10 protein-coding genes are annotated in these 11941 nt (G+C 47.5%); 1 reads left to right on the top strand and 9 read right to left on the bottom strand.

The window, feature by feature from the left end:
* The 9 genes from LDL18_RS07145 to LDL18_RS07105 all read right to left on the bottom strand — a co-directional run.
* A partial coding sequence (locus LDL18_RS07145; RefSeq protein WP_296508200.1) for a response regulator occupies positions 1 to 311 on the bottom strand: 311 nt, incomplete at its 3' end.
* Between the two features lies 1 nt (position 312).
* Positions 313 to 1551, bottom strand: coding sequence for a histidine kinase (locus LDL18_RS07140; RefSeq protein WP_296508198.1), 1239 nt, complete (start codon positions 1549 to 1551; stop codon positions 313 to 315).
* A 144-nt stretch (positions 1552 to 1695) separates the two neighbouring features.
* Complete coding sequence (locus LDL18_RS07135; RefSeq protein WP_014849217.1) at positions 1696 to 1968, bottom strand: DUF3297 family protein; 273 nt, start codon at positions 1966 to 1968, stop codon at positions 1696 to 1698.
* Positions 1969 to 2020: 52 nt separating this feature from the next.
* On the bottom strand, positions 2021 to 3829 hold the full coding sequence (lepA, locus tag LDL18_RS07130) for a translation elongation factor 4 (protein WP_296508196.1): 1809 nt from the start codon (positions 3827 to 3829) through the stop codon (positions 2021 to 2023).
* Between the two features lie 105 nt (positions 3830 to 3934).
* Positions 3935 to 4843, bottom strand: a complete 909-nt coding sequence (locus LDL18_RS07125; protein WP_296508194.1) for a metallophosphoesterase — start codon at positions 4841 to 4843, stop codon at positions 3935 to 3937.
* A gap of 225 nt (positions 4844 to 5068) precedes the next feature.
* Positions 5069 to 7681: a methionine synthase gene (gene metH, locus LDL18_RS07120; RefSeq protein ID WP_296508192.1), complete on the bottom strand. Its 2613-nt coding sequence runs from the start codon at positions 7679 to 7681 to the stop codon at positions 5069 to 5071.
* A gap of 49 nt (positions 7682 to 7730) precedes the next feature.
* The gene (locus LDL18_RS07115) at positions 7731 to 8786 is read right to left on the bottom strand and encodes a homocysteine S-methyltransferase family protein (protein WP_296508190.1); all 1056 of its coding nucleotides are present in this window, start codon (positions 8784 to 8786) and stop codon (positions 7731 to 7733) included.
* A gap of 68 nt (positions 8787 to 8854) precedes the next feature.
* Complete coding sequence (gene metF, locus LDL18_RS07110) at positions 8855 to 9760, bottom strand: methylenetetrahydrofolate reductase [NAD(P)H] (protein ID WP_296508188.1); 906 nt, start codon at positions 9758 to 9760, stop codon at positions 8855 to 8857.
* Positions 9761 to 9764: 4 nt separating this feature from the next.
* Positions 9765 to 10709 carry a metalloregulator ArsR/SmtB family transcription factor gene (locus LDL18_RS07105; RefSeq protein ID WP_296508186.1) on the bottom strand — a complete coding sequence of 315 codons (945 nt, stop codon included), beginning with the start codon at positions 10707 to 10709 and terminating at the stop codon, positions 9765 to 9767.
* 254 nt (positions 10710 to 10963) lie between these two features.
* Between LDL18_RS07105 and LDL18_RS07100 the strand changes: the two genes are divergently transcribed.
* Positions 10964 to 11941: VacJ family lipoprotein (locus LDL18_RS07100; protein WP_296508184.1), on the top strand; the 978-nt coding region annotated here is incomplete at its 3' end.

Below are 11941 nucleotides of genomic sequence, written 5' to 3'. Positions count from 1 at the left end.
ACTGGCTTCATCAGATAATCAACCGCATTGGCTTCAAAAGCCCGCAAGGCATGGTCGATATAAGCCGTTACAAAGACGACCAAAGGCGGTTCGACTTCCATAATGCCTTGCAAGACTGAAAAACCGTCAAAACCCGGCATCTGGATATCCAGAAAGACCAAATCGGGTTTATGGGTTTTAATCGCCCGAATAGCTTCCCGCCCATTAAGACATGTTTCGATGATCTGAATATCAGGATAGTCTTCTAACCGAAGCTGTAAGCCTTGGATAGCAAGCGGTTCATCATCAACAATAATGGTGCGAATAGCCATATTAAGTCCTGACTGCTTTATCTTCCGTCTGGTAAGGTATTTCTATCACAACAACGAAACCACCTTCTGGCCTGTTAAAGGTTTGAAAGTTTTGATCTGTTCCGTATGTCTGAAAAAGCCTGTCCCTAATATTAGGGAGACCAACACCTGTTGAAGCTGACATAGTGTGTTTTTTCGGGTTTACTATCGGCTTTGGGGTATCGGGTTCCAGATTTTCATGCGGGATAAGGGCGGTATTGCTCTTGTCCGGCTGTATGGGGGATGAATCCTCTGCTTCTATAATATTTTCTTCGGGTAAGTCTTCTTCTTCGACTGCACCGGGGCCGCTATCCACGACATCTATTCTGACATGGCCATTTTCAAAACGCGCCGTTACCGAAATATCTGCGCCGTTTTCACAAGGAGTCACCGCGTATTTGATGGCATTTTCGATCAAAGGTTGCAGCAATAAAGACGGCAAGCGCACATGAGCAACCAAAGGATCAATATCGAAATGTGGCCGAAGTCGATCTTCAAACCGCATTTTTTCGATTTCAAGATAGAGTTTAAGGGTTTCAACCTCTTGCTCTAGCGTCACCATCGCGGTGGGTTCATTCGCCAAAGTATAACGCAAAAAAGAAGACAGGCGAGAAAGCATCGCATTGGCACGGTTGGTTTGTTTCAGCAGCACCAAAGTAGAAATGGAATTCAAGGTATTAAATAGGAAATGTGGATTAAGCTGGTAACGCAGCATCGCAAGCTGGGCAGCGGAAGCCTGTGCCTCGATACGGTGAATCCGCCCCATATGTTTTTCAAGCATCAGATAATAATTGATGCCATAGTAAAGCGCCGACCATGCAATCAGAAGCGCGAAATCAAGCAGGATGGCGCCCAAAAATTCAATACCGACGGGCATAGAAACCGATCGATAAAAGGTTGCATGCGCCCAGACTTCAATCATCGAAAAGATTGCCGAAGCCATAACCAAAATAAAGATGGAAAAGCTCCATGTCACCAAGGGTTTAGCATGGATCAATCGACGATAGGCAACCGACATCAATAAAGTAATGGAATAGCCAGTAACTGTCGCAAGTGCCGTTGGCACGATATAGAGCAGCCCCATCGAATTGGCGAGGCCACCCAAAGCGCGAAGAACAAAATATCCCGTCCAGCCGACAGATTGCAGCATCCAGAAGGCGCGATTTTTGTCTTCAAAAAAAGGTTGAGAGCGCAAATCGACAAGCGGGAAACCGGCGAACATCAGCTTATGGCTCCTGAATGCAAGCGGTTATCCGTATAGATTTTATACGGATAGGATACCCAATCAAAAGAGCGTCCTCGTCATGACAGGCCAGAAAAAGCCGCTTGTCAAAATGCGTCTTAAACGTTGTCTTTTTCCTTATTCTTAGGCCTGACTATCGTCAGCTTCAGCCTTTTGACCGGCATCCTGATAGAAGGCTTCGACTTCGCCTTTTAATTTGATCGTCATCGGACGACCGAAACGGTCACGGCTTCGACCGGCGGCGACACGAACCCAGCCTTCGGACATGGAATATTCTTCAACATCTGTCCGCTCCTGTCCTTTGAAACGGATACCAACACCGCGTCTTAAGGCATCGGCGTTGAACCATTCACTGTCAGGAAAAACAGAAAGATGATCGGGAGGCGTATCGGTCATAAATTAGATTCCTTGCATTGAACTTTGAACAGAGAGAAAGGCCATAACAGAATTAACTGTCATCACCCATGCGTAAAGCGGCGATAAAGGCTTCTTGCGGGATATCAACACTCCCATATTGCCGCATCCGCTTTTTACCTTCTTTCTGCTTTTCCAGAAGTTTCTTTTTACGAGAGATGTCACCCCCGTAACATTTGGCGGTAACATCTTTTCGCATAGCACCGATGGTTTCACGAGCAATGACTTTGCCGCCAATGGCCGCCTGAATCGGGATTTTAAACAGATGGCGCGGGATAAGATCTTTCATCCGCTGACACATCTGGCGACCGCGCCCTTCGGCGGCATGACGGTGAACAATCATAGACAGGGCATCCACCACTTCGCCATTGACCATAATCGTCATTTTGACCAGATCACCCTCACGATAACCGATCTGGTGATAATCAAAGCTGGCATAACCACGGCTGATTGATTTTAAACGATCATAGAAGTCAAAAACCACTTCGTTCAGCGGCAATTCGTAAAGCAGTTGCACCCGTCCGCCGACATAGGTCATGTCTTTCTGGATACCGCGACGATCCTGACAGAGTTTCAGAACTGCCCCCAAATATTGATCGGGAACATAAATGGTCGCTTCAATCCAAGGTTCGTCAATGGAATCGATGCGGGTAACATCCGGCATATCTGCCGGATTATGAAGGTCAATCGAGCCTTCCCCATGGGTCATATTGAGATGATAGACGACAGAAGGCGCGGTCGTGATAAGATCAAGATCATATTCGCGTGACAAGCGTTCTTGAATAATTTCAAGATGAAGCAAGCCCAGAAAACCGCAACGAAAACCAAAGCCCAAAGCCGCCGAATTTTCAGCTTCGAAAGAGAAAGAGGCATCATTCAACCGCAATTTTCCGAGAGATTCTTTTAGCTTGTCGAAATCGGCAGCATCCACTGGAAACAGCCCGCAGAAAACCACCGGTTGGACTTCCTTAAAGCCCGGTAGTGGGGTCGAAGTCGGATTTTTGGCATCGGTGATAGTATCGCCGACTGCGGTCTGGCTGACTTCTTTGATTTGGGCGGTAATGAAACCAATTTCACCGGGTCCCAAAGCATCCAATATTTCGATTTTAGGACGAAAACAGCCGACCCGATCAATCAAATGGGTCGTTCCCGCCTGCATGAAACGGATTTGCTGACCTTTTTTCAAAGAACCATCAATGATCCGAACCAAAATAACCACGCCTAGATAAGGATCATACCAGCTATCAACCAGCATTGCCTTTAAAGGGGCGTTAATATCGCCTTTGGGCGCTGGAATCCGTTTTACCAAGGCTTCCAGAATATCATCAATCCCGATACCGGATTTTGCCGAAGCCAGAACGGCATCATCAGCGGGCAAGCCGATGATTTCTTCTATTTCCTGCTTTACCTTTTCAGGTTCAGCAGCGGGCAAGTCGATTTTATTGATGACCGGCACAATTTCGTGATCATATTCGATCGACTGATAGACATTGGCCAAAGTCTGCGCTTCAACGCCTTGCGATGCATCCACCACCAACAAAGCCCCTTCGCAAGCGGCAAGAGAGCGACTGACCTCATAGGCAAAATCGACATGGCCGGGCGTGTCCATCAAATTCAGGACATATTTTTGTCCATCCTTGGCAGTGTAATCAAGCCGCACTGTTTGCGCCTTGATCGTGATACCCCTTTCCTTCTCGATATCCATGTTATCGAGCACTTGTTCAGACATTTCGCGAGCAGTCAGGCCGCCCGTTGTCTGAATCAAACGATCGGCTAATGTTGATTTACCGTGATCAATATGTGCAATAATCGAAAAATTGCGGATATGGTCGAGTGGAGTCACAGATTACCCATCAGGTGAGAGCCAAAAAGAAAGTTAGCCTTTATCGTATTTTCAGCCGGAATAAAATCTTCCTCTTCAAGGCTGACAGGAAAAGCAAGGCTATCCTCAAAAAGCCTTGAGAATAAAGGGCAAACGTCCTTCTTTTAAAGAATTTGCCCCGATAACGCCCGCTTGTCCAGAAGCTAACAGCCAACGCGACCGACCTTCAAGACCAACAGCCGTCAATCGTCCCGAAGAAGTATAAGCACCGGTATCAATACCAATACGGTTGAGGCGAATTTCTGGTTCTGATCTCATGCTATGGCCATGCACCACAACCACACCGTGATCGCGTTCGTCTTTTAAAAATTCACCTCGGATACGGCGGAGATCATCGCTTTTCTGTTTTTCCACGGCAATACCGGGCTTGATACCCGCATGGGCAAAGAAATAGTCACCGAATTGCAGGCTATCAGGCAAGGCAAACAAAAATTCAAAATGAGCAGGCGGAATTTTGGCACGCCATGACATCAGCAATTTATCAGCAAATTCCAAGGTTACATGTTTGGATTTAAGCTGGACGGCGGCTTTGTCGATATCGTCCGCTGGAATACCATAGCTTATCATTGTTTCCCGTCCACCATAACGGGAAAGCCAATCTGCCAATTTTTCCGGTGAGACTTTCCGCGGGGCAGCCGAGAAAATTTCGATCATAGCGGTTTCATGATTACCGCCGACAAAATGCCAATGAAATCCCAAAGGTTCAGGATGAAGGAAGAAGTCAATCATCCCTTTGGAGTCCATACCGCGATCAATATAGTCACCAAGAAGGACGATATGCGTACCTTTCCGTCCAGCCAAACCGCGCAAGCTATTATCTTCGATGATTTGCCGGAGCAGGATATCAAAACGGTCTTTCCGACCATGGATATCCCCGATCGCATAAAGACGCATACCGGCGGGTAAGCTGGGTGCATGACCGCCCGCGATCATTTCACCCATAATATCAATATTGTTCTGCCCCCTTTTAGGCATGCGCCTCTCCTCAGTTTTTGTCCGGCCGAGGCAATGATATTATCCCAGTCGATCATTCAAAAATGATCAAACTTCTTGTGAGAAAGCCCCCATTTTCAGCCAAAAGATGCTTTATTCCGAAAGATCACGAAGAAAGACAAAGGCAAAAAGACCGGCCAATTGCCGTCCTCGGATGATATTTATAATCGGTTCAGTGATAAAAATTACAAGAAGTAATCTGAATTTTTATAAGTTCGGTGTCAACCACCTTCTCGCTATATCGAGTTCAACACCACGACGAACCGCATAATCTTCCAATTGATCTTCGCCGATACGAGCCACGCCAAAATAGCTGGATTGCGGATGTCCAAAATAGAATCCCGAAACAGCCGCCGTTGGCCACATAGCCAAGCTGTCAGTCAAAGTGACATTGATAGACCGCGTCACATCCAGCATATCAAAAAGGATCGTTTTTAAACTGTGATCGGGACAGGCCGGATAACCGGGCGCAGGCCGGATACCTTTATATTTTTCCTGTATCAGGGCGAGATTGTCGCAATTTTCTTCTCCAGCATAGCCCCAAAGCGTCGTTCTGACATATTGATGGAGCCTTTCAGCCAAAGCCTCGGCAAAGCGATCAGCCAAAGCCTTTAACAAAATATCATGATAATCGTCATTTTCAGCACGAAAACGCGCCAAATGACTTTCAATCCCGTGGCCAGTCGTCAAAGCAAAGCCGCCGATCCAGTCATCTTCTTCCGTGATAAAATCAGCAAGGCACATATTCGCCCGATCAGCGCGTTTTTCCATTTGTTGCCGCAACATCGGAAGGCAGATTTCTTTGCCATTATCATTGACCAAGATATCATCACCACGGCGGCGACATGGCCATAATCCGACAATGGCCTGTGCCGTCAGCCATTTTTCTTCGATCAGTTGATCAAGCATGGCCTGTGCATCTTGATAGAGAGAAGTCGCTGTCTCTCCGACAATTTCATCTTCTAAAATAGCCGGAAAATTACCCGCCAATTCCCATGCCCGAAAGAAAGGCGTCCAATCAATATAGGCGCGTAATTCGGCTAAATCCCATTCTTTAAACAGATGGATACCCGGTTGTTTGGGTGCCGCCGGTTTCAAGGCCGGATCAATAACAAAAGCATTTTTGCGCGCTTGTTCGATCGGCAATAATTTCGATTGCTTGTTGCCGCTTCTGGCCTCACGAATTTTTTGATAGGCCTCGGCAGTATCCTTTACGAATTGATCATGCTGGGTATCCGATAACAAGGCAGAAGCGACCCCGACAGAACGGGACGCATCCAAGACATGAATAACACATCCCGAATAAACCGGATCAATCCGTAAAGCCGTATGCGCTTTGGACGTCGTTGCCCCACCAATCATCAAAGGAATTTTTATTCCGGCGCGCTCCATCTCGGTGGCAACCGTTACCATTTCATCCAAGGAAGGCGTAATCAAACCGGAAAGACCGACAATATCGGCATCATGTTCTTTAATGGCCTCAATAATTTTTTCCCAAGGCACCATAACGCCAAGGTCAATCACTTCGTAACCGTTACATTGCAGCACAACACCGACGATATTTTTACCAATATCATGCACATCGCCTTTAACAGTCGCCATGATAATGCGCCCTTTGGCACGGGCATTTTTATCTTTCGCAGCCTCGATATAAGGCAGCAAATAGGCGACCGCTTTTTTCATCACGCGGGCAGATTTTACGACCTGTGGCAGGAACATTTTTCCGCTACCGAACAGATCACCAACGACATTCATGCCATCCATCAAAGGCCCTTCGATGACCTCAATCGGGCGATCGCTGACAAGGCGGGCTTCTTCGGTATCTTCAACGATATGGGAATCAATGCCTTTAACCAACGCATATTCAAGCCGTTTTCTGACTTCATAACTGCGCCATTCTTCTGTTTTCTTATCCGGTTGACTGCCATCTTGCCGATAATTTTCGGCAAGGGTAATCAGCCTTTCCGTGGCATCTTCGCGGCGATCCCAAATGACATCTTCGCAGGCCTCGCGAAGTACCGGATCAATCACATCATAGACATCAAGCTGTCCGGCATTCACAATCCCCATATCCATACCGGCTTGCACCGTATGATAGAGGAAAACGCTGTGCATTGCCCGACGAACCGGCTCGTTACCTCGGAAGGAGAAGGACAGATTGGAAACCCCGCCCGAAATATGGGTATGAGGACAAATCCGCCGAATTTCCTGACAAGCCTCGATAAAATCAATCGCATAGCGGCGATGTTCATCAATACCGGTCGCAACAGCAAAAATATTGGGATCGAAAATAATATCTTCAGCCGGAAACCCGATACCCGTTAAAAGATCATAGGCTCTTTTACAGATTTCAATTTTGCGATCGCGGCTATCAGCCTGTCCCTTTTCATCAAAGGCCATAACCACAACAGCCGCACCATAGGCCATCGCCACACGGGCATGGGCTAAAAAGGGTTCTTCGCCTTCTTTCATACTGATAGAGTTGATGATGGGTTTACCGGAAACGCATTGCAGACCGGCTTCGATCACTTCCCAACGGGAACTATCAACCATGATCGGCAGACGGGCAATATCCGGTTCAGCCATTAACAGCCGAAGAAAGGTAACCATCGCCTCTTTGGCATCTAGCAGACCTTCATCCATATTGACGTCAATAATCTGCGCACCATTTTCAACCTGTTGCCGCGCTACTTCAACGGCGGTTGCATAATCCCCTGATAAAATCAGCTTTTTAAAACGGGCAGAACCGGTCACATTGGTACGTTCACCAATATTGAAAAAACGGGCGGCTTTATTATTGTCAGCGGAAAGCTCTGTCACGGTTACAAGATCCGAAAAATAGAAAACAGGAAAAGACGGTCTAGGCCGATCAGGCCGGAACAATCATCGGGTCGAGTCCGGCAAGACGCATCGCCGGTGCCATTTTGGCCAATTTTCTGGGGGGATAGCCCTTCACGGCCTTGGCCATGGCGGCAATATGTTCAGGCGTTGAACCACAACAACCGCCCACAATATTGACCATGCCTGATTTTGCCCATTCTTCGATAAAATGTCCCGTGGTTTCGGGCATTTCGTCATATTGCCCCAAATCATTGGGCAATCCTGCATTCGGATAAGCCATCAACAAAGTATCGGCCAAAGCAGAAAGCGTTTTGACATGCGACCGCAATTTATCTGCCCCGAAAGAACAGTTTAGGCCAATCGTCAATGGCTTGGCATGGCGCACTGCATACCAGAAGGCTTCGATAGAATGACCGGAAAGATTACGTCCTGACATATCGGTGATGGTCATCGAAATCATCATCGGGATTTCGCGCTGTAACCGCTGACTTTCTTCCAAAACGGCCATGATACCAGCCTTGGCATTTAGCGTATCAAAAATGGTTTCAATGAGAATAAAATCGGCACCGCCTTCGATCAAACCAGCCACTTGATGAGCATAGACCGCTTTCAAGTGATCGAAATCAATCGCGCGATAGCCCGGATCATTGACATCTGGCGACAATGAAAGCGTTTTATTGGTGGGGCCAACGGCGCCCGCAACAAAGCGAGGACGACCATCTTTCGCTTGATAGTCATCTGCCGCTTTTCGGGCAATCGCCGCCGCTTGGCGGTTCATGTCAGTGACCAGAGATTCGGCATTATAATCCGACTGGCTGATTTTGTTGGCGTTAAAACTGTTCGTTGAAACCATATCAGAACCAGCATCCAGATAAGCGCGGGTAATGGCATCAATCACATCGGGACGGGTCAATACCAAAAGGTCATTATTCCCTTTTTGGTCATGACCCAGCGCATATTTGCCCCGATAGGCGGCCTCATCAAGATTATAGCGCTGAATCATTGTGCCGAAAGCACCATCTGTCAGCAAGATACGCTTGCTTGCTTCTTCCCGCAGACGTTCTGCTGCTATGCTCTTTTTCATGACCGCTTTTCCTTTTCAGCCGCTTTCCATCGGCTAGATAGCCGTTCTTGTTCCAGCTGTCATTATTTTCAGGCCACAGGTTGTCTGCCTAAAAGGCGACAAAGGGCAGAGGTAATTTCAGCCCGATTCATGGTGTAGAAATGGAAAGAATCCACCCCTTCTCTTGCCAACTGGCTGCATAAATCGGAGGTCACCGCCATAGACACCATCTGTTTGACAGAGGGATCGTCTTTATCAAGGCTTTCCATCAAACGGCCAAGTTTTTCGGGTATCGCAATACCACAGCTATCGGCCATTCGCCTTAACCCGCTAATATTGGAAGTCGGCATGATACCGGGTAAAATTTCAGCTGTAATACCGGCGGCAGCTACCCGATCACGGAAGCGCAAAAAAACATCCGCCGAAAGGAAAAACTGGCTAATCGCTCTGGTCGCTCCAGCATCGAATTTCCGTTTCAAAAACTCGATATCGGCTTCTGGGCTTAATGCCTGCGGATGGGTTTCGGGATAACAGGCGACCGAAATTTCAAAAGGCGCTATCCGTTTCAGACCTTCGACCAATTCAACCGCATTGGCATAACCATCAGGGCGTGCCTGAAAACGTTCACCCCCGGGCGGGTCACCCCGTAATGCGACAATATGACGGATGCCTGCATCCCAATAATCCCGGGCAATATCATCAATTTCATCACGGCTGGCATTCACACAAGTCAAATGCGCGACTGCCGGAATCGTCGTTTCCCGTGCAATTCGAGTCACCGTTGCCCGTGTTCGTTCACGGGTAGAACCGCCTGCCCCATAGGTTACAGACATGAATCGCGGTTTCAAAGGTGCCAAACGTTCGACCGATTCCCATAACAGCTTGTCGGCTTCTTCATTTTTGGGAGGGAAGAACTCAAAAGAGATATGAGGTTCTTTTTCACCCAGAAACGGTTCCGTTACAAAATTCGGATTTTCTCTAAGTATCCGTTCCATATGTTTAACTCTTTCTTGAAAGACTATCCGAACGCGTTGCCAGCCATAATTTGACCGTCAGACTGCCGCCCTTTAACTGCTCGATTTTTTGGGTCATGAGGCCTGATGACAAAAACCATTCATTGATTTGGTCATCCGAAAAGCCAAGACGGGCATGTGCGTTGTTGAGACGAAGTTCTTCTTTATCGTGGGATGCAAAATCAATAATCAGCAAATGCCCGTTTTTATCGAGCACTCTTGCCGCTTCTTCGATCGCCAAGGCGGGTTGCTGTGCGTAATGTAAAACCTGATGCAGAATGACCCAATCAGCCGATTTCTTTTCTAAAGGCAGGGCATACATATCACCCTGACAAAGACTGGCTTGGGGTAAATTTTTACCGGTTAATTTTGTGCGGGCGATTCGAAGCATTTCAGGGCTACGATCAACACCGATCATTTTATCCGCTTGTGACCCTAGAAGTTCTAGCATTCGACCCGTGCCCGTGCCGATATCGACTAATCGACCGATTTTTCTATCACCGACAATGGATAATATGGCCTGCTCAACTTCGGATTCAGCGACATGCATAGAACGAATCGAGTCCCATTCCGGTGCATGGGCTTCAAAATAACGGGAAGCAGCGGCGGCGCGATCAAGCAAAACAGCCTTTAAACGGGCATGGTCGGTATTCCGCCATGATTTTTCCTGATCCCAAATATCCAAGGCAGAAAACAGCGGTTGCAGGCGTTCTTTTTTCCCAAGATGCAAAAAAACCCAACTGCCTTCTTTGCGTCTCACCACAAGACCGGCATCAACCAAAACCTTTACATGGCGCGAGACTCGGGGTTGGCTTTGTCCTAAAATCTGGGCGATTTCGCCTATAGACAACTCCATTTCATGCAATAACAATAATATACGTATGCGCGTTGGATCCGTTAAAGCACGAAAAATCGCCAGTAAATCATCCATAAATCTTGGTGGCCTTTTCTACCCTGTTATCATTTTGTTACTTTTAACTTTTTGAAAATATAATAATAGAAACTGTCACTTTCTCTAAAACTCAAGGAGCGATTTCCTTTTGTTCTATCGGTCGGGAAAACACAGGATATGGGTCATACCCAATGGTTAATTCAAGATATAAAGATATCTTTATGAGGATAATCGTTGATACTAATAAAAGTCAACGACTTGTGTAATTGTTTTTGCTATGGCACCGCTTCGTGATGACTGCGCCAAAATCTCTTCTTAGACCCGCCCTTGTGTCTTTCTCTGCCCTAGCTCTCTTGGGTGGCTGTACCATTACGCCCGGCACGGATACCCTTGCCCAGACAGACCCGCTGGAAAAATTCAACCGCAAAGTCTGGAATATCAATTCAAAAGCTGACAAATTGGTGATGCAGCCGGTTGCCAAATATTATAACAAAAAAGTCCCAGAGCCGGTTCGCAAGGCTATTATCCGTATCTTTGCTAATCTTGAAGAGCCTTTTAACGCCATTAACAACCTATTGCAGGGCAAACCCTATCTGGCAGGGAAGAACATCGCGCGTCTCGCTATTAACACAACGGTCGGCATAGGTGGTATTCGTGATACCGCTACGAAAATAGGAGTCGTTTCGACAGTCGAAGATTTTGGTCAGACCATGGCGCGTTGGGGCATGAATGGCGGGCCTTATTTTGTTTTACCCTTCATGGGGCCAACGACGATGCGTGATGCGGTCGGCACCGGTATTGCCCAATGGGCTGATCCCTTTAGTTATTGTGTCCGTGAATGTCACTTCGTTCCGAATGCAGCCACCTATGCCATTGCAGTTGTCAGCGTTGTAAAAATGCGCGCCCAAATGGCAGAATCAGGGGCGGATTCTTTTCTGGAAAGTAGTCTTGATCCGTATGCGGCAGCCCGTTCGGCTTTCTTGCAGCATCGGCGTGCCCAGATCATGGATCAGGATGCCCCCGGTAATAAATCAAGTAATGCAGCTATTACGGATGCCGATTTAAGCAGCAGCGGGCTGGATGATACGTCATCTACTTCGACTTCAGCTTCGACGGGTGATCCTGCATTGGATAATGCCGTAGCGGATCTGGAATCCAAGGCAAAGGGCAGTGATACCCCGAACCAGACGAACCAGACGAACCAGACGAACCAGACGAACCAGACGAACCAGACGAACCAGACGAACCAGACGAACCAGACGAACCAGACG

This window comes from Zymomonas sp., from assembly GCF_020216885.1.
Taxonomy (GTDB): Bacteria; Pseudomonadota; Alphaproteobacteria; order Sphingomonadales; family Sphingomonadaceae; genus Zymomonas.
The sequence above is the reverse complement of the archived record's forward strand: the minus strand, read 5'-3'. Positions and strand labels throughout refer to the sequence as shown.